The organism is Pantoea stewartii subsp. stewartii (genome assembly GCF_008801695.1).
GTDB classification, from domain to species: domain Bacteria; phylum Pseudomonadota; class Gammaproteobacteria; order Enterobacterales; family Enterobacteriaceae; genus Pantoea; species Pantoea stewartii.
This window is the reverse complement of the sequence record NZ_VZPF01000005.1, coordinates 11,751-28,545: the sequence shown is the minus strand read 5'-3', so window position 1 is coordinate 28,545 and position 16,795 is coordinate 11,751. Positions and strand designations below refer to the sequence as shown.

The following is a 16,795-nucleotide window of genomic DNA, read 5'->3' as shown; positions in this document are numbered from 1 at the left end:
CTGTTTCAGGCATACACGAAGCAGAAAGAGAAAAGCCCCGAGCTGATAAATCAACCCGAGGCCCCTCGTATGCTAGACACGTACAGGTTAGCCTCTTACAACGTCGAAATCAATATCCGGCTATGTCAAAAGCCTGATGTTGTTGGAAGACAAGGAGATGCAACCATGAAGCCGCAAAACCCTGTTATCTGGTGCCTGGCCATCGTCTGCCTGACGATACTGGCATTCACTTTGTTGACCCGTCATTCGCTTTACGAACTGCGAATACGGGACGGTAGCAGGGAGGTTGCGGCAGTCATGTCTTGTGAGTCCAACCAGTAAGGGCAACCGGCGGGGAGAAATCCCCGCCACCGCCGTGTTAAGCTGAGGCGTTCCCAGGCACCCATTCCCTCTCATTCAGTCCAGATCCTGCCGCGTAATTAGTTATCTCTCTGTTTCTCTAATACATTGTTCGAAAAATACACAACCAATTGATTTTTATCGACATGATCAAAAATAACGCTATAGGCACTGGAGAATGATACTGGTTTTATATACAGTATATTAATGCCACTTATCTCAAACAGCCCTGACATGTTGATTGAGATAAGCGTATGCATCGGCTTAACTATCGGGACGCGCGAAGGAAAGTAAAGGATTCCCAAAAACATGCTGGAGCAAAGTGATGATCATACCTGACCACTTAATTCGTGGCCTGAACAACAGCACAAGACCCGTTGTGCTTTACAGGAACGAATACGGCGATGTTGTTTATGGCTTTGTGCTGCGCCCTGATGAATTTGTAACCAGTGTGCAGCAGATGGCTGAAGCGCGGAAAACTGCCGGAATATCGGCTGTTGATGATGCTGATAATCCACTATAATCTATACACAGGTCTGAACAACCTGCTGAGAAACCACTGTGTCACCGGAGAAAACCGATGGCACAGATTCAACTACAAAAAGTTAGCCCCGAAACCCTGACCCCGGCAACGCCCGAGGCCAGCGAATTTCTGCAACGCATCAAAATCGGTGAGTGGATTCACGCCGACTTTAAGCGTGTCCGCAACTACCAGTTTCACAAACGCTTTTTCAAACTCCTTCAGCTTGGCTTTGATTACTGGACACCCACCGGCGGCGCTATTCTTCCTGAAGAGCAAAAGCTGGTTAACGGCTTCGTCGATTTTCTCTGCCGGCAGGTGGGCCAGCAGCATAGTGTTGCGCTTTCCGACGCCGCAGAACAGTACCTCGCTGATGCAGCCCATATTCGTACGCGTGATATTGCCCTGCTCAAATCCTTCGAAGCTTATCGCGAATGGGTGACCATTCAGGCTGGGTATTACACTGAGCACATTTATCCTGATGGCAGCCGCAACCGCCGGGCGAAGTCGATTTCCTTTGCCAAAATGGACGAAATTGAATTCCAGCAATTCTATAAATCAACGCTGAATGTACTCTGGAACTGGATCCTGTTCCGTAAATTCTCATCGCCAGCCGAAGTCGAAAACGTTGCTGCTCAGTTACTGGAGTATGCCGCGTGAACCTTAATCCATACTGTAAATCACTCGAAGCGCTGCGTAACCGTCAGTCTCACAAATTGAAAGAAGTCGGCGATCAGTGGCGTACACCAGATGCGATTTGGTGGGGAATAAACGCCAAATTTGGCCCGTTTTCACTTGACCTGTTTGCCGACGACCACAACACCAAATGTGATAACTACTACACCGCCGAAGATAATGCGCTGGTGCAGGACTGGTCCGCTCGCCTCGGATTCCTCGGTGGTGCCGCGTACGCTAACCCGCCATACAGTCGTGCTCAACAATTTGAAGGTGAGTACATCACGGGGATGGTGCCGATCATGCAGCACGCCGCTGCGATGCGGGAACTGGGCGGGAGGTATGTATTTTTCATTAAGTCAGCAACAAGCGAAAGCTGGTGGCCGGAGAATGCTGATCACATAGCCTTCGTCCGTGGCCGCATCAGCTTTGACCTTCCTGACTGGTACATTCCCGCAGAAGGAGAACCGTCTGAATCCTCTGCCGGTTTCGGTATGGCGATTGCGATATTCGATAAAACATGGACGGGCCAAGCGACGAGCTACATCAGCCGTGAAGAACTTGAATCCACAGGCCGCATGATCCTGACTCAGATACAGCGTGCGGCAATAAAGTTGGTCGGGGTGGCAGCATGAAAAAAGAACCCTGCATGTTTTGTGGATCACCAGCGACGCTATTGTGCGATGGGCGTCTCGGCTACCCACCGAAAGTTGTAGACGGACAGGAGTTCATAGACCCACTTCACCCATATACCTGCGATGCACCAATGTGCAGTAGCTGTACCATGCAGCAGGCCAGGATACACATATGCAGCCGCGGGAAGGGTTGCCAGATTGAAACAGTTGATCATTGCCCAATCTGCATTCGTGAACTCCCTGCCTATCCCCAGACGGTACGCCGCATTATTTATTCTCCAGGGCAAGGGATAACAATACGCCGCGCCCATTGGGCGGGATTCAGTAATGAATATCAGAACGGCCTGAAGCTGGAGCAGGGAGGCGGTCAACAATGTCTCGATCTGTGAATCTTCGCAAACAAGCCAAAGGCCGGGAATGCACAATTCGTGTGCCTGGTGTCTGTAACTTTAACCCGGAAACCAGCGTCCTGACTCATTATCGTATGCCGGGTTTATGTGGAACGGGGATTAAGCCTGATGATTTGGTAGCCGCTATTGGCTGCAATTGTTGCCATGATGCCGTAGATGGTCGAATCAAAACAGAATATTCCCGCGAAGAACTGCGGTTAATGCACGCTGAGGGTGTGTTTCGCACACTCACAATCTGGAAAAAAGAGGGTTTTATCTGATGGATCCGCAATTAATTGAATACGCCCGGATTGAGCTTACCCGCGCATTGATGGATAACTCAGGTAAAACGAAAGGGCAATTGCAGGCATTTTGTGAGCATCCACCAGCGGAGAAAGACCGCTGCCCGCGCAAACAGATCCACATGGTTGAGTTTGATGACGGTCGAAAGGTTAAGGCAGAGAACACGTCACTGTACGTGCTTGAGACACGTAGCCGCCGCAGGCCATTACCACCGATTAACGATTATGAGTTTGCCGGAGCACCGTGGCGCCGCGCAGTTAATTTCCTGCCAGAGTACGAGCAGGCTTGGCTAAAGTATTGCTACGGCTTCGATCTGACGTTCCGTTATCAGACGCTAATATGCGAGGTAATCTGGAACGGACATCAAAAATATCTACCGACTGGCCTGCTGAATAAAACTAAGAAGCGGTTAATTTCGCTTATCTGGCTTGCCGCGCAGGACGTTGCCGCCACGCGAAACAATGACACATACAAAGAGTACGCTGGAGCGGCGTTAGCCAGGTTGATGAGCGTAAACCCTTCAACATGGCTTCGCGTCTACGCGCCTCATTGGGCACACTTCAAACGTGCGTTCGACGAGCTGGATGTAGGAGCATTGCAGCACACTCTTGACCACCATTGCGAAGCCATTCCAGAAGAGGTTGAATGGACGCTATTGCAAAATGCAACGAAATAAGCCATATTTAGCGTAATTCTGATATTTTGCCAAAATTGTATAAACCCGCTTAATTGCGGGTTTTTTGCTTTGGATCCACATTCGCGCTACTTTCTGAAGGTACTATCGCCAAAATAGCTAAAAAGGTGAAATTATGCACGGTGAAGAGTCAGAGGCGCTTTATAACGAGATGTGCCGGATTGTGGGGGATGCGGTGTTTATTCTTTGTGATACCGACGTAGAAACGAAGAAATACAATATCGCAAATGCACTCAGGACGGCTTTATCTGGTGATCACGGTCATACTGAATACATGCGTAAAGCGATGGAAGCTGCGATAACTGTTCTGGAACGATAAGCACCATCAAAAATCTCAAGCCCTGGTATATGCCGGGGCTTTTTTGTATCTGCACCACACAGTGTTCTTATCATGCTTCCGATCGAAGGCATTATTAAGGCCGCTGACAGGTCATTTTGTGCAACGCCTTGCCCCGTTTCCGCTCCTGGATTTTCGGGGCTTTTTTATCACTCATGCCCGCTGATGTGGGTATTCAAATTAGGGGGCTATGGTGGGTGAACCTGTATCTGCCGTCACCGCTACGACGTTAACCCTGACCAGCGTTACTTTTGCTAGCCTCTTCGCTGATACTCCTGCCGGGGTTTATGTCGGGGCGTTTGCTGGTGCGGTTGTTTATGTTCTGTCATCGCAGGAATTGAGCAGGTTTGCGCAGGTCGGTTATTTCGTGGCGTCGTTTCTCATAGGCATACTTGGTGCCGATTTTACGACAGCGATCCTGAATGGAATGCTTGGTAAGCATCTTCCTGATGGAGTAACGATCGGTAACTGGCTTGGCGCTACTGTAGCGGCAGCGGTTGGTGTCTGCATTCTGATTTCGTTGCGGAAAATCGACCCCAAAACAATCCTGAGCCGTCTGATATCCGGGGGGAGTGGGGATGGTAACGTTAAATGAATTTCTCCTGATCGTTAATGCTCTCGCCTGCGCAGTCAGCGCAACAACCCTCGGTACATTCCAGCGCAAAGGGGCGAAACACAAACGTATTGGCGCGTTTCTGGCGTTAGTGCTGATCATCGCCTGTGGCTCAGTAACTATCCAAATTCTTACCGGTGAATATACCGTAGCAAATCCATCAGAAACGGTGATCAACGTAATGCTGACCATATTTATCGTTTCTGCAAAAGGGAATGTGATGCGTGTTTTTAACCGGAATGTAGCCAGTTCGGATAAATAGCTAAGGTAATTCAATGAATAAATCACAGTTTCAGAAGGCGGCTAATATCAGCGCCGAGTTAGCTGCGCGTTGGTTTCAGCCAATTGATGCGGCTATGGCAGAATTTGGCATAGCCTCCTCCGATGATCAGGCGATGTTTATCGCTCAGGTGGGGCATGAGTCTGGAGGTTTCACACGTATTGTGGAAAACCTGAATTATTCTGCTGATGGCTTAAAAGCAACTTTCGGGAAATATTTCCCCGGCGATACTGCTCAGCGATACGGCCGCACTGCTGATCATCCGGCGGATCAAAAAGCAATTGCAAATATTGTTTACGCCCACCGCATGGGGAATATAGCAGAAAGCGATGGCTGGAATTATCGCGGTCGCGGCCTGATTCAGATTACCGGACACGACAATTACCGGGATTGCGGCGCTGGCCTGGGTACCGATTTGCTACTGGTTCCGCAGTTGCTGGAGCAGGACGAATATGCGGCCCGTTCGGCAGCGTGGTTCTTTGCCTCAAAAGGTTGCCTGAAACGCAGTGGCGATATTACGGCAGTAACAAAAATCATCAATGGCGGTACCAATGGTCTTGATGACCGTAAAGCTCGCTACGAAAAAGCGAAATCGGTACTGGTATGAGTGCGCTGCTTGCCATAGCCGAGAAATACTGGAAGCCACTGGTGATCACGTTGCTGGTGGCTTTTTCGTTATGGCGTGCCTATAGCTTCGGTGTCGATTCGACAAATAGCAAATGGAACCTGAAATGGTCGCAGCGTGACCTGGTTGATTCTACCGCGGCGCTGCATGCTGAAGTCGCCGAACGAAACGAAGAACGGCGACGCCAGCAGGCGGCAGACGAGGAACGGAAACGTGCAGATGAGGAACTGGCAAAAGTACAGGCTGATGCTGACGCTGCTCAGCGGGCTGGTGATGGGTTGCAGCAACAACTCGCCACGCTACGCAGGCAGCTCGCAGGAAGTGAAACCGGCCGCATTTCCGCAATTGCAGCAGCAGGCGCGGCAAAAGCCGAGACCACAAGAGTGCTTGCCGAGCTGCTTGGCGAATCTGACAAAAGAGCGGGCATCTATGCAAAAGAGGCTGATGAACGCTATGCAGCGGGATCAAGCTGCGAACGAACCTACGACAAAGTGACAGGAACAAATAATGGAAATTAAGTTGGTCAAATACTGGAAAGTAGAGCTATTCGAGCAGCAGCCTAAATCTGTGATAACGCAAATGTTGGCGGAAAAAAGACAACCATTCTTTACCGGCTATTCAAAGGATCAGGTCAACCCGCAAAAACTTCACGGTAGCGAATTTATTTCTCTTGCCCCGACCCCTGATTCCTTGGAACTTCAAGCCATTCGGCTTTATCGAGTTGATGAAATCAAATGCAGCCCTGTCTACGAACAGGATGTGGACTCGTTTGCTGAAGCTTCAGAACCACTGATCAAATGGCTGGCGGAAAACGTTCATCCTCATCACTCGGTGATTGTTACGGCGACCCACGCAGAGTTGCTCCAGGGCGAAAAAGTCCATCGCACTGAAAAATTCCTACGCGATTGACATTACAGCAGGCATTTCCTGGAGTGCCTGCGATAATGCCAACCTGATCAACCATTCCCTATGACCCAAACCTATATCTGCGTCGCCAGCGGCCCGTCGCTGACGGCGAACGACTGCGCACAGGCCTCCGGCTCCGGTTACCCGGTCATTGCAGTTAATTCGAGCTGGAGGGCCGTGCCAGACTGTCGGCACATTTTCGCTGCCGATTTCACCTGGTGGGACCATTACCACGATTCGCTGGAAACCAGCGCCGAACTATGGACCCAGAGTAAACGGGCTCATGCCCGGTTCGGCGTGAAGCTTTTCACCCCATCAGACAATGGGCCGTTCAACTCCGGGCAGCGTGCCATTCAACTCGCCGCACACCTCGGCGCAGAGAGGGTGATTCTTCTCGGATATGACTGCACTTTGGTGAACGGCGCACACTGGCATGGGCGCCACCCGGCAACGATGCATAATCCGGTACCGCGCGAAGTAGGGCGCTGGCACACCGACTTTTCTTCTCTCGCTGGTGCTCTGCCGGGCGTGGAAATTATCAACGCGTCACGCGAGACCGCGCTGACTTGCTTTAAACGTTTACCACTTGAGGCGGCACTTTATGCCTGGAAAACTGTACTTCGACGGGATGCACGGCATCGGTGACAATATCAACCAGCGCTGCTTCATTAAGGCGCTGGTCAAGCAGGGAAAAGAGGTATGGCTGAGAACGCCACTTCCGGAAATTTACGCCGGGATCCCGAACCTGCATTTCGTGAAGGCCAATACGCCATTGCGCACGCAGCGTAAGAACGAGCAAAGCACATCGGTGAGATTTGAACCTGAACCGCCAGGCATCCCCCGTCAGCGCATTTTTTACGGCAATGGCCATCTTCAGGCCGGGAGCATATTCGACGCAATGCAACAGCAGTTTGGCACTCGGCCGGCAGCGATGGATTTACCGCATTATCATGCGCCGGATATTCCGGTACCGGACGGTAAGCCAATAGCCGTTATACGTCCCACCACAGAACGTACTGAGTGGCACAATGCCAGCCGCGGGCCGCTGAACAAATATGTAGATGAAGTTTCCCGGTTACTGGCGATACGTGGTTTTCATGTTCTCAGCATTGCAGATAACGAGCCTGGTCTGGAGTGGATACCTGATCTGGAACCTTTCGCGCATCGGAAACTGCATGATGGCCAGCTTTCTATCACGCAGATGCTGGCGCTGGTGGAAAGGGCCGACATAGTGCTTACGGGTGCATGTGTCGTTATGCACGCTGCGCTTGCTTACGGTAAACCGATGATCTGCTTGCAGGGCGGCAATGGCGGCAATAATCACCACTCTAAAGTTACCGATCCCCGTTGTATGGATTTATCCCGCGCGTTGTTTGTATACCCGGATAACTATTGCCGGTGCCAGGAGATGAAACACGCTTGTGACAAAACAATCAGCGGGCTTTTTTCACGGGTGCAGTCATTTATCGAAAACGTCTACCAGGCATCACGAAAGCGAGTGGCCGCATGAAGTATTTCTCTGAGCAAATCAAACACGGCCTGGCTTGGTTGCCTGAATTGGGTATTGGTCGTTACCCGGTACCGAAAGCCCATCGACCGTACGATGAAGATTATTTTTCACGATACCAGCAACTGGCCGATACCGAACTCGGTAGAGAGTTGACTGCGGCGCGGATCCAGTTAGTTTCGCGACATTACAGCGGTGTTGTTCTGGATGTTGGCATCGGTGCGGGGCAATTTGTTGAAGCGCGGCCGGATACCAAGGGATTTGATGTAAATCCTGCGGGCGTTGAGTGGCTGAAAGCGCGAGGACAGTGGGCGCATTTATACCATGACCGATATCCGGCGCTGACGTTCTGGGATTCCCTGGAACATATCGATCGGCCAGAGGTTGCCATCGCTCGGGCGGAAAAATGGGTATTTGTTTCAGTACCCATCTTTGAGGGCGCAGAGCATGTACTGCGGTCCCGTCATTTCCGCCGTGATGAGCATATCTGGTACTGGACTCATGATGGACTCATAAAGTGGTTTGCGGCCAACGGATTTAAGCTGGTGGAGCACAACAACCGCGAGAGCGAGCTTGGTCGTGATGGCATTGGTAGCTATGCCTTTTGCCGGATTTAAAACAGCAGCCACTACAGGGTGTCATTACGATGGTGCCCGATAGTGATTGTTAAAGCCGTAATGGTACCCGCCGCGCACCCAGCGCATTGATCGTTACTGCTTTTTTATCAGAGAGCGGAGATATGACCGAGAAACTGAAAATCGTCTATCGACCGTTAAAGGATTTAACCCCATATGCTCACAACGCCCGAACGCATGACGATCGGCAGGTGTTGCAGCTTGTGGCGAGCATTGAGGAGTTTGGCTGGACGAACCCGATACTTATTGATGAATGCGGCGAAATTATTGCCGGGCATGGCCGGGTACTGGCCGCCGAGCAGATGGGAATTGCTGCCGTTCCCACAATTACACTTTCAGGGCTCACTGACGCACAAAAGGCGGCATACCGGATAGCTGATAACCGGCTTCCGCTGAATGCTGGCTGGAATGGTGAGCTACTTAAACTGGAAATTGAGGCATTGCAGGACGTTGAGTTTGACGTCGGGCTTCTGGGATTCAGTGATCTGGAATTGGGGGATATCCTGGGCGTTGAGCCAGACGATCCGAGAGATCATTGGGTGGGAATGCCGGCATTTGACCAGGAGAACAACAACGGAGTCCGGCAGCTTATCGTGCATTTCGAAACGGACGCTGACGTTGCGCTGTTCGCTCAGCTTGTGCAGCAGCAGATCACGGCAAAAACGAAATATATCTGGTACCCGGAGCATAAACGGGAATCCACGGTGAATAAGGCATACATCAGCGATGAATCCTAATTACCCGATTTATATCGTCAGTAAAGGCCGGGCAGATACGCGCATGACGGCGAAAGCGCTGGAACATATCGGTGTCCCGTATCACATCGTGATCGAGGAAACAGAATATGACCAGTACGCCGCGGTCATTGATGCGAAAAATATTCTGGTGCTCGATAAACAATACCAGCGTGACTATGACACCTTTGACGATCTGGGGCTGACAAAAAGTGTCGGCCCGGGAGCTGCGCGAAATTTTGCGTGGGATCACTCGATTGCCAACGGGTACGCCTGGCACTGGGTAATGGACGACAACATCCGGCATTTTTTCCGCCTGCATAAAAACAAGCGGATCCGTGTGGGTGACGGAACCATTTTCCGCTGTATGGAGGATTTTGTGCAGCGGTACGAAAACGTGGGGATGGCTGGGCCTAACTATGCCATGTTTGCTCCGGAGAGGGATAAGCAACCGCCATTCGTTACCAATACCCGCATTTACTCCTGCAACCTCATTCGTAATGACCTCCCGTTTCGGTGGAGAGGGCGTTACAACGAGGATACGGATTTATCGCTGAGAATGCTGAAGGCGGGATGGTGCACGATTCAGTTCAATGCGTTCCTGCAACAGAAAATCCAGACGCAAAAAACAAAGGGTGGAAACACTGCTGAGTTTTACGCGAAAGAGGGTACGTATAACAAAAGCAAAATGCAGGTTGAGATGCACCCCGATATTTCCCGTATGACGTACCGCTTTGGGCGTGTCCATCATTACGTTGATTATCGGGGATTCAAAAAACTGCGCCTTCGCCTGAAAGAGGATATTGAACTGCCTGCCGGCACTAATGACTACGGAATGGTACTGCATATCAAATCGTAGAGGTGCTTATGTTCGTTCGTGAAAAAGTAGAGGCGTTGGCCGCCCGTCGTCTGACGGAACAGCAGATTGCAGACGTGCTCGATATTGATATGGACGAACTGAGGCAGGACAGGGAGAGGTTAGCGCTATTTCGCGAGGCCATCCGTATCGGGACGGCTAAAGGCGAGGCCGAATTGCGAGGGGCGTTATACAAACGCGCCCGTAACGGTGACGTATACGCCTATAACGAGCTGATGAGACTTTCGCGCAGTAAGGACAGTGATTGATGAGCAAACCCGACTGGAAGGCGCTGCAATCTCAGTTTGCTGCCGCTCACGCCAGTACGGGTATAAAGCTGAAAGACTGGTGTGAACAGCAGGGATTGGTTTACGACACAGCCCGCCGCTACATAAAAAAGTCTGCGCAGAATAATGCGCAAAAAAAAACTGCACAGGTAGTTGCGCAGAATCCTGATAAAGCTGCTCCAGAGCAGGGAATGGGAAAAGGGAGGGCAGTAAAAAACTGCGCAAAACCTGATCCCGAAAGATCCCCTTTTTGCGCAGATCTATCGGATAAAGAAAAACTGTTCGTTTCCTACTATCTGGAGTGCCGCAATAAGTACGAGGCATACCGGAAGGCAGGTTATACCGGAGGCGACAGAAACGCCCGAATGCTGTATCGCAAGCCAGCGGTGGCGAGAGCCATTAACCAGGGCATTGAGCAGTTAACCGAGCAGGCCATATTAAACGCCCAGGATATTCTCAGGCACTGGCATGAAATAGCGATTGCCGATCCCGGCGAGATTTCTCAGATGCGCCGTGTGTGCTGCCGTTACTGCTGGGGATTCGATAACCGTTATCAGTGGATTGATGAAACCGAGTATGACAAGGCCGCCGCCAAAGCAGCGAATGACAGCAAGCCGCCGCCGGATCAGTCAGGTGGATTTGGTTTTGTGGCTAACGACGACCCCAACCCTGATTGTCCTAAATGCGCAGGTGAGGGCATCGAAGATGTTTTCCTTGCTGATACGCGGGATTTAGTAGGCCCGGCTCGTCGTCTTATCGCCGGGGTGAAGAAAACTAAATTCGGCATCGAGGTCATGACGCGTGACCAGGACGCTGCACTGAAAAACCTTGCAGCTTTCCACAATCTGGCCTCCAGCGAACAGGATAGAGAACTTCGGTTACTCGAAATCGAACGTGTCCGCCTGAGCAATGAAAAAATCAAAGCCGAAATCGAAAACCTCCGTAATGGAGCGAACGGTAACGAGCAGATCATTATTCACAATTCGCTGAAGCCGCCAGGCGCTGAATAAGCAGGGTGTATCGTGGCGGAAATATTCTTACCGGAATTGCATTCCGAGCAACTACGCGTCTGGACGGCAGGATCTGAGCACAGATACAACGCGATTCGTTGTGGCCGACGGTGGGGCAAAACAGTAATGCTGGTTGATATAGCGATAAGCTATGTCACCAATAAATTTGTAATACCTGGTACCAAGAGATCTATAGCCGGTCGCGTGGGGATTTTTACCGCGCAATATCGTCAATATCAGGAAATCTTTGACGAGTTAGTCGAATACCTTAAGCCGCTGATCAAAACGCAGTCTCGCAGTGAGAAGCGAATTCTGTTGAAGAATGGCGGCAAGATAGATTTCTGGGTTACTGACGATAACAAACTGGCAGGCCGTGGCCGTAAATATCATTGCGTCCTGATCGATGAAGCTGCGTTTACCAAATCACCGGAAATGCTGGAAGAAATCTGGCCCCGCGCTATCAAGCCAACGCTGGTGGATTATCGTGGCCGCGCCTGGGTATTTTCCACACCTGACGGTATTAACGATCAGAACTTTTTCTACGCCATCTGTAACGACCCGGCTCACGGCTTCCATGAGCATCATGCACCGTCTTCATCAAACCCTCACCTTCCGGCAGATGAGCTGGCGGAGATAGAGCGAACTACAGACCCCCGTGTATGGCAGCAGGAATTTCTGGCCAAGTTTATCGACTGGTCGAAAGAAGCGTTGCTGGACGTGAATAAACTGCTGGTGGATGGCCTGCCCGTCGATATGCCAACTACCTGCGACATGATCTTCGCGGTGGCTGATACCGCACTGAAAGGCGGTACCGAAAACGACGGCACCGGGTTCGTTTACTTCGCTTATGAAGAAACCTACTCAGAACCGCGGCTGACCATCATTGACTGGGATGTGACGCAGATTAAAGCGTCGTTACTCCCGGAATATATGCCGGGTGTTTACAACAACCTCGAACGGCTGGCGAAGATTTGCCGCCCCCGTCATGGGAGCCAGGGCGTTTTCATGGAAGACGCTGCAATGGGTGCCATCCTCAACCAGAAAGCCGAAACCGAAGAATGGGATATGAAGCCCATAAAATCGGTATTGACCTCTAAGGGGAAAGACGAAAGGGCAGTTTTGGCGTCCGGTCATCACTGGCAGGAAAAAGCAAAGATCGCCAAACCTGCTTTCGATAAAACGGTCGAGTTTAAGAAAAAGACCGCTAACCACCTCTGGCGCCAGATTGCCGGTTTCCACCTGGCCGACCCGAAAGCGCATAAACGCGCTGATGACCTTTTCGACTGCTACACGTACGGCCTGATCATCGCGTTCGGGAACTACGAGGCACTGTAAACAGGGACTTCTGTAATGGCAGAAATTCAGATCAATACCAACCTTAGCTCTGAGCTAATGCAGATACTCGATAGCGACGCTATCAAGCCAGGTACCGATGTTGGCTATAACACCTGCAAGCTGCTCTGGCAGTTCCATCCCCTCGGCGGGAAGCTGGTGGAAAAGCCGATCAACATGGCGATGTGCAAACCGCGCTCCTATAACGTCGAAACGGACCCGGATGAACGTGTTGTTCGCCAGTTTCGTGAAGTGTGGGAGCGTATGGGGCTCAATGAGAAGATAAAGAATCTTTTTTACGTGTCCCGTTGTTATGGTGCTGCCGCGATCGGTGTGGGGACGGATGGCGTGACGTGCAAAGACCCGCTACCGACTTTTGGGCTGAGAGAAGAAGACGTTTATATCAACGTCTGGGATCCGCTTAATGCTGCCGGCAGCATGGTCACCGACCAGAACCCGAATAGTCGATTCTTTCAGCAGGCGAATGCAACGCTGAAAATAGCGTCAAAAAGCTGGCATCCATCGCGCACGCTGAAAATATTCAACGGCACACCGATTTACCTCGAATACCAGAACTCAACGTTCGGCTTTACTGGCCGCAGCGTGTTTCAGCGTGTTCTGTACCCGATGAAGTCTTATATCGGAACGATGGTGGCAAACAACCTTGTGGCTAAAAAAGCGGGCGTGCTTGTCGCCAAAACCGAACAGAACGGCTCGGTAGCCAGCGGCATCATGGCGGCAGCCACAGGTAAGAAAAGGGAAAACGTCAAAATCTCGGAAAATGAAGGGGTGCTCAGTATTGGCACGAAAGACGATATCGAATCGTTGAACCTTCAGAACATCGATAAAGCGCTCTCTACAGCCCGCGACAACATTATCAGCGACATTTCGGCTGGTAGTGATGTTCCCGCAATCCTTATCAAAGAGGAAGCATTTTCCAATGGGTTCGGGGAGGGGAAAGAGGATTCCAAAGCCATCAGCCAGTATGTCGATGGTGTTCGTCAGGTTATCGAGCCGGTTATGGACTACTTCGAACGCTTGGTGCGTTACATCGCCTGGAATGAGGATTTCTACACCTCTTTGAAGAACGATTATCCGGACATTATCACCGAGGATTATCAGACAACTTTCAGGATGTGGGAGCGTGAGTTTGATGCGGGCTGGCAGGAGCTGGTGGAAGAGTCGCCGGATAAGCGCAGGGAGAGCGACAGCAAGGTTGTACAGCAAGCCGGTGCATTGTTCTCAATCATGGCGCAACAGCTTGATCCCGAAAACAGGGCGATGGCGGCAGAGTGGTTGGCCAGCGTGACCAACGCCACCGAAACCTACGGTGATTCGCCAATGATCATCGACAAAGAAGCCCTTTCGAAATACCAGCCACCACCACCGCAGGATCCGAATAATGGCGGACAAACGAACCAGCCGTACGAAACTGAAGAGGAAACCTAAAACCCTCTACGAAGTGCTGACCGATGCGATTAATTATTACGTTGATAACGGATGGGATAGCCAGAAATCATTGCTTTCCTGGTGTCAGAAACTACGGGTGGCAGCCAGTCGGGAATCACCCAGCGATGATGTAACACGTAAGCACCTCACCTCTATTTACAGCCGCCTCGTTGTTCACGGTGGCGCTTTACGGGACCAGCCTCCAGACGGACCCAAACAAATCACCCTCGACAAGATTAAGCCAGAACTCCGTAAGGAGCTTGATCGGCGAATCTTTGCCAGCGCCAACCTTATCAAACTGAACCGTGAGCAGGCTATTGAACGTACTGTGCAGCGTTTTCAGGGGTGGGTAACGTCTATCCCTCCGGACGGCGTGAGCGAGATTGATAAAAACGCGCAGAAATCGACTATTCGGAAATCAGTCACCGATCTGGATTTCATCAGTCGCCGGGTGGCAATCGACCAGGGGCATAAACTCGCGAGCAACGTGAAATACCTGCTTTCCGTTCAGGGTGGCGCTATCGCGTTTCGCTGGCATTCCAACTGGCGTCGGCCTGGCTACGACTATCGCGTCGATCACAAGCACCGCGACACGCTTATTTACCTGATCCGCGACTCCTGGGCGGTACAGCAGGGATTGATTAAGCCCGAATACGGTTATTACGACGAAATTACCGCTGCCGGCGAAGAGCCATTTTGCAGTTGTCAGGTGTTTCCGATTTATGCCCCGCAGAAATTACCTGTCGAGTTTTTAACGGAGAAAGGAAAACGTGAATTTAACCGAGCTTGAATTAGCACAGCGAATACGGGACGGCACAGCGCCTTCTCCGATGAAGTTTTCGAACATGTGGCTGGTCAACCTGCGCATTACTGGAACCGGGCTGGCGTACCGGACAGGGCTGAAAGAACACGTATGGCGCGACCCGAATCTCTACCTTAACGATGCATTTCTTCAACGCTGTAACGGGTTGCCCGTTATCACTAATCACCCTGATAAAGCTGTCCTGACGGAGCAGGATTTTACCGAGCGAATCGTCGGCTCGGTGATGTTGCCATACATCCGAGGGGATGAAGTCTGGGCGGTTTGTCGCATCTACATACGGGACATCGTTGAACAGATCGTGAAGGAAACTGTTTCGACCAGTCCTTCAGTCGTATTTAACAACGCATCAGGCAATGTGGAAGTAATGGATGGTGACACGAACTTCCTTATCGAAGGCGTGCCTTTCCTGCTCGATCACATCGCTCTGGTAACAGAGGACCACGGCTCTTTGGGAGTGTGGGACAAAGACAAGATCCCCACAGGGGTCGAGGTTTCTAACAAAGGTGACATTGATATGGACGAGAAAATGCTCGAAAGCATCGTCGCGAAAGTAGTTGGCGATGCATTAGGCGGCGTGAATAAGGGATTTGAAACGATCTCTGCACGCATGGATTCGCTGGAATCCGGCATTAAAGCCCGCGCTGATGCGGAAGAAGCGGAAAAGAAAGAGGCAAAGGAAAAAGCCGATCAGGAAGAGCAGAAAAAGGCAGAGGAAAAAGCCAAAGCGGATGAAGCCGAAGAAGAGCAGCGAAAAGCTGATCAGGCCAAGGCTGATGAAGAAAAGGCCAAAGCTGAGGAGGAGGAAAAAGCCAAATCTGACTCTGACATGACTGAGGCCAGGGTTAAAGCTGACTCCGCTTACGTTGCGTGTGGCAAACAGGCACCTACTCCATTTTCCGGGGAAAAAGCGCTGGATTACCGCAAGCGCGTACTGATGGGAATGCAAAAACACTCGGAAAAGCATAAAGACGTGAACATTCGCGCAATTGCGGATTCTGCGACCCTTTCTGTTCTCGAAGAGGCTATTTACGGCGAAGCGCGGAAATCCATCGAGAATGAAATGAACAACACTCTGGGCCAGTTACACCAGCGTGTTCGCATGGATGAAGCAGGTCGTCGCATTACTGAATACCAGGGCGATCCCAACGTCTGGTTAGCAGCATTCAAAACTCCGGGGCGTCGCCTCGTCAAAATCAACACTCCAGGGAGCATGAACAACCATGGCTGATATTAATTTCGACCCGTTCAAAACACAGGGTTCATTTGCCGGCAGCTTTAACGTCGAATCGCGTGGCCTGACTCAGGGTGACGCGCAGGACGACCCTGCGATCCGCCTGCAACTTTGCTCCGGTACTCTGGATAAAAACCTCGATGCGCCCGTATGGGGCGGTATTGGTGTGGTTGAGTGCGTTTCCACTGTCGCGGAAAACGTAAGCGGCTCAACCATCAAAAAAGCAACAGCTTCGGTCTGCAATGCTTTTACCGTGTTCAACCAGGCGTACCACGGCATCACGACTGCCAGTAACCCGGTACCGCTTTATCTGGCTGGTGGTTCGGTTCACTACTATCGCGTCGGTTCAGGTGCGCGTATTCCATTGCCGATCAGCGCAGCAGTCGCGGCGCTTGCCACCGGTGATGATCCAGTCGGGGCTGATGGTTTTGTCTGGGATATGACGGAAAACTGCGTGGATGTGTATTCCAGTGGTTCTTCCTCTAACCCAAAAGTGAACATCAGCCTGTTGATGGTTTCCCAGCAGAGCAACCTGACAGTGAAAAAAGAAACCAGCGGCAACGTGGTCTGGGAAAACGGCAAGCCTTGTGGCCTGTTCTTGATTTAAGGAGTTAT

General features: G+C 51.2%; 24 protein-coding genes. All 24 read left to right on the top strand.

Going from position 1 to position 16,795, the window contains the following annotated elements; all coding sequences use genetic code 11:
- The first annotated feature begins 69 nt into the window (after positions 1-69).
- The 24 genes from F7Q90_RS27795 to F7Q90_RS02160 all read left to right on the top strand — a co-directional run bounded on the left by F7Q90_RS27795 (position 70) and on the right by F7Q90_RS02160 (position 16,787).
- Positions 70-321, top strand: a complete 252-nt coding sequence (locus F7Q90_RS27795) for a type I toxin-antitoxin system Hok family toxin (protein ID WP_394350269.1) — start codon at positions 70-72, stop codon at positions 319-321.
- Between the two features lie 343 nt (positions 322-664).
- On the top strand, positions 665-862 hold the full coding sequence (locus F7Q90_RS02270) for a hypothetical protein (protein ID WP_016192912.1): 198 nt from the start codon (positions 665-667) through the stop codon (positions 860-862).
- Between the two features lie 57 nt (positions 863-919).
- Entirely contained in the window at positions 920-1,519 is a 600-nt protein-coding gene (locus F7Q90_RS02265; RefSeq protein ID WP_006119778.1) for a DUF1367 family protein, read from the top strand.
- Positions 1,516-2,169: a phage N-6-adenine-methyltransferase gene (locus F7Q90_RS02260; protein ID WP_006119777.1), complete on the top strand. Its 654-nt coding sequence runs from the start codon at positions 1,516-1,518 to the stop codon at positions 2,167-2,169. The genes F7Q90_RS02265 and F7Q90_RS02260 overlap by 4 nt, the downstream gene beginning before the upstream one ends.
- Before the next feature lie 373 nt (positions 2,170-2,542).
- Positions 2,543-2,839 carry a DUF1364 domain-containing protein gene (locus F7Q90_RS02255; RefSeq protein ID WP_044242157.1) on the top strand — a complete coding sequence of 99 codons (297 nt, stop codon included), beginning with the start codon at positions 2,543-2,545 and terminating at the stop codon, positions 2,837-2,839.
- Entirely contained in the window at positions 2,839-3,537 is a 699-nt protein-coding gene (locus F7Q90_RS02250; RefSeq protein ID WP_006119775.1) for a bacteriophage antitermination protein Q, read from the top strand. Before F7Q90_RS02255 ends, F7Q90_RS02250 begins: the two co-directional genes overlap by 1 nt.
- Positions 3,538-3,670: 133 nt before the next feature.
- Complete coding sequence (locus F7Q90_RS02245) at positions 3,671-3,874, top strand: DUF2767 family protein (RefSeq protein WP_006119774.1); 204 nt, start codon at positions 3,671-3,673, stop codon at positions 3,872-3,874.
- A gap of 208 nt (positions 3,875-4,082) precedes the next feature.
- A complete protein-coding gene (locus F7Q90_RS02240; RefSeq protein ID WP_044242156.1) occupies positions 4,083-4,487 on the top strand; it encodes a putative holin in 405 nt (134 codons plus the stop codon).
- On the top strand, positions 4,471-4,767 hold the full coding sequence (locus F7Q90_RS02235; RefSeq protein ID WP_044242155.1) for a phage holin family protein: 297 nt from the start codon (positions 4,471-4,473) through the stop codon (positions 4,765-4,767). The genes F7Q90_RS02240 and F7Q90_RS02235 overlap by 17 nt, the downstream gene beginning before the upstream one ends.
- A gap of 13 nt (positions 4,768-4,780) precedes the next feature.
- Positions 4,781-5,392, top strand: a complete 612-nt coding sequence (locus tag F7Q90_RS02230) for a glycoside hydrolase family 19 protein (RefSeq protein WP_006119772.1) — start codon at positions 4,781-4,783, stop codon at positions 5,390-5,392.
- Complete coding sequence (locus F7Q90_RS02225) at positions 5,389-5,928, top strand: DUF2514 domain-containing protein (protein ID WP_006119771.1); 540 nt, start codon at positions 5,389-5,391, stop codon at positions 5,926-5,928. The genes F7Q90_RS02230 and F7Q90_RS02225 overlap by 4 nt, the downstream gene beginning before the upstream one ends.
- Positions 5,918-6,319: a hypothetical protein gene (locus tag F7Q90_RS02220; RefSeq protein WP_044242154.1), complete on the top strand. Its 402-nt coding sequence runs from the start codon at positions 5,918-5,920 to the stop codon at positions 6,317-6,319. The genes F7Q90_RS02225 and F7Q90_RS02220 overlap by 11 nt, the downstream gene beginning before the upstream one ends.
- A gap of 60 nt (positions 6,320-6,379) precedes the next feature.
- A complete protein-coding gene (locus F7Q90_RS02215; RefSeq protein ID WP_044242152.1) occupies positions 6,380-6,961 on the top strand; it encodes a pmgO in 582 nt (193 codons plus the stop codon).
- Entirely contained in the window at positions 6,918-7,826 is a 909-nt protein-coding gene (locus tag F7Q90_RS02210) for a glycosyltransferase family 9 protein (RefSeq protein WP_006119768.1), read from the top strand. The genes F7Q90_RS02215 and F7Q90_RS02210 overlap by 44 nt, the downstream gene beginning before the upstream one ends.
- Positions 7,823-8,440, top strand: coding sequence for a methyltransferase domain-containing protein (locus F7Q90_RS02205; protein ID WP_006119767.1), 618 nt, complete (start codon positions 7,823-7,825; stop codon positions 8,438-8,440). The genes F7Q90_RS02210 and F7Q90_RS02205 overlap by 4 nt, the downstream gene beginning before the upstream one ends.
- 122 nt (positions 8,441-8,562) lie before the next feature.
- Positions 8,563-9,195, top strand: coding sequence for a ParB/Srx family N-terminal domain-containing protein (locus F7Q90_RS02200; protein WP_052310128.1), 633 nt, complete (start codon positions 8,563-8,565; stop codon positions 9,193-9,195).
- The gene (locus tag F7Q90_RS02195) at positions 9,185-10,051 is read left to right on the top strand and encodes a GREB1-related protein (protein ID WP_006119764.1); all 867 of its coding nucleotides are present in this window, start codon (positions 9,185-9,187) and stop codon (positions 10,049-10,051) included. The genes F7Q90_RS02200 and F7Q90_RS02195 overlap by 11 nt, the downstream gene beginning before the upstream one ends.
- A gap of 8 nt (positions 10,052-10,059) precedes the next feature.
- Positions 10,060-10,317 carry a hypothetical protein gene (locus tag F7Q90_RS02190; RefSeq protein WP_006119763.1) on the top strand — a complete coding sequence of 86 codons (258 nt, stop codon included), beginning with the start codon at positions 10,060-10,062 and terminating at the stop codon, positions 10,315-10,317.
- Positions 10,317-11,345: a terminase small subunit gene (locus F7Q90_RS02185; protein ID WP_044242150.1), complete on the top strand. Its 1,029-nt coding sequence runs from the start codon at positions 10,317-10,319 to the stop codon at positions 11,343-11,345. Before F7Q90_RS02190 ends, F7Q90_RS02185 begins: the two co-directional genes overlap by 1 nt.
- Positions 11,346-11,354: 9 nt before the next feature.
- Entirely contained in the window at positions 11,355-12,680 is a 1,326-nt protein-coding gene (locus F7Q90_RS02180; RefSeq protein ID WP_085980092.1) for a terminase large subunit domain-containing protein, read from the top strand.
- Between the two features lie 15 nt (positions 12,681-12,695).
- Positions 12,696-14,126, top strand: a complete 1,431-nt coding sequence (locus tag F7Q90_RS02175) for an anti-CBASS protein Acb1 family protein (protein ID WP_006119759.1) — start codon at positions 12,696-12,698, stop codon at positions 14,124-14,126.
- The gene (locus F7Q90_RS02170) at positions 14,080-14,916 is read left to right on the top strand and encodes a hypothetical protein (protein WP_006119758.1); all 837 of its coding nucleotides are present in this window, start codon (positions 14,080-14,082) and stop codon (positions 14,914-14,916) included. Before F7Q90_RS02175 ends, F7Q90_RS02170 begins: the two co-directional genes overlap by 47 nt.
- The gene (locus F7Q90_RS02165) at positions 14,897-16,177 is read left to right on the top strand and encodes an NUDIX hydrolase (protein ID WP_044242147.1); all 1,281 of its coding nucleotides are present in this window, start codon (positions 14,897-14,899) and stop codon (positions 16,175-16,177) included. The genes F7Q90_RS02170 and F7Q90_RS02165 overlap by 20 nt, the downstream gene beginning before the upstream one ends.
- On the top strand, positions 16,170-16,787 hold the full coding sequence (locus tag F7Q90_RS02160) for a hypothetical protein (RefSeq protein WP_006119756.1): 618 nt from the start codon (positions 16,170-16,172) through the stop codon (positions 16,785-16,787). The genes F7Q90_RS02165 and F7Q90_RS02160 overlap by 8 nt, the downstream gene beginning before the upstream one ends.
- Positions 16,788-16,795: the final 8 nt, after the last annotated feature.

Excerpts from the sequence above, each read along its gene's own strand:
- F7Q90_RS27795 (WP_394350269.1), top strand. The coding sequence starts at position 70 with ATGCTAGACACGTACAGGTTAGCCTCTTACAACGTCGAAATCAATATC.
- F7Q90_RS02270 (WP_016192912.1), top strand. The coding sequence starts at position 665 with ATGATCATACCTGACCACTTAATTCGTGGCCTGAACAACAGCACAAGA.
- F7Q90_RS02265 (WP_006119778.1), top strand. The coding sequence starts at position 920 with ATGGCACAGATTCAACTACAAAAAGTTAGCCCCGAAACCCTGACCCCG.
- F7Q90_RS02255 (WP_044242157.1), top strand. The coding sequence starts at position 2,543 with ATGTCTCGATCTGTGAATCTTCGCAAACAAGCCAAAGGCCGGGAATGC.
- F7Q90_RS02250 (WP_006119775.1), top strand. The coding sequence starts at position 2,839 with ATGGATCCGCAATTAATTGAATACGCCCGGATTGAGCTTACCCGCGCA.
- F7Q90_RS02245 (WP_006119774.1), top strand. The coding sequence starts at position 3,671 with ATGCACGGTGAAGAGTCAGAGGCGCTTTATAACGAGATGTGCCGGATT.
- F7Q90_RS02240 (WP_044242156.1), top strand. The coding sequence starts at position 4,083 with ATGGTGGGTGAACCTGTATCTGCCGTCACCGCTACGACGTTAACCCTG.
- F7Q90_RS02235 (WP_044242155.1), top strand. The coding sequence starts at position 4,471 with ATGGTAACGTTAAATGAATTTCTCCTGATCGTTAATGCTCTCGCCTGC.
- F7Q90_RS02230 (WP_006119772.1), top strand. The coding sequence starts at position 4,781 with ATGAATAAATCACAGTTTCAGAAGGCGGCTAATATCAGCGCCGAGTTA.
- F7Q90_RS02225 (WP_006119771.1), top strand. The coding sequence starts at position 5,389 with ATGAGTGCGCTGCTTGCCATAGCCGAGAAATACTGGAAGCCACTGGTG.
- F7Q90_RS02220 (WP_044242154.1), top strand. The coding sequence starts at position 5,918 with ATGGAAATTAAGTTGGTCAAATACTGGAAAGTAGAGCTATTCGAGCAG.
- F7Q90_RS02215 (WP_044242152.1), top strand. The coding sequence starts at position 6,380 with ATGACCCAAACCTATATCTGCGTCGCCAGCGGCCCGTCGCTGACGGCG.
- F7Q90_RS02210 (WP_006119768.1), top strand. The coding sequence starts at position 6,918 with ATGCCTGGAAAACTGTACTTCGACGGGATGCACGGCATCGGTGACAAT.
- F7Q90_RS02205 (WP_006119767.1), top strand. The coding sequence starts at position 7,823 with ATGAAGTATTTCTCTGAGCAAATCAAACACGGCCTGGCTTGGTTGCCT.
- F7Q90_RS02200 (WP_052310128.1), top strand. The coding sequence starts at position 8,563 with ATGACCGAGAAACTGAAAATCGTCTATCGACCGTTAAAGGATTTAACC.
- F7Q90_RS02195 (WP_006119764.1), top strand. The coding sequence starts at position 9,185 with ATGAATCCTAATTACCCGATTTATATCGTCAGTAAAGGCCGGGCAGAT.
- F7Q90_RS02190 (WP_006119763.1), top strand. The coding sequence starts at position 10,060 with ATGTTCGTTCGTGAAAAAGTAGAGGCGTTGGCCGCCCGTCGTCTGACG.
- F7Q90_RS02185 (WP_044242150.1), top strand. The coding sequence starts at position 10,317 with ATGAGCAAACCCGACTGGAAGGCGCTGCAATCTCAGTTTGCTGCCGCT.
- F7Q90_RS02175 (WP_006119759.1), top strand. The coding sequence starts at position 12,696 with ATGGCAGAAATTCAGATCAATACCAACCTTAGCTCTGAGCTAATGCAG.
- F7Q90_RS02170 (WP_006119758.1), top strand. The coding sequence starts at position 14,080 with ATGGCGGACAAACGAACCAGCCGTACGAAACTGAAGAGGAAACCTAAA.
- F7Q90_RS02160 (WP_006119756.1), top strand. The coding sequence starts at position 16,170 with ATGGCTGATATTAATTTCGACCCGTTCAAAACACAGGGTTCATTTGCC.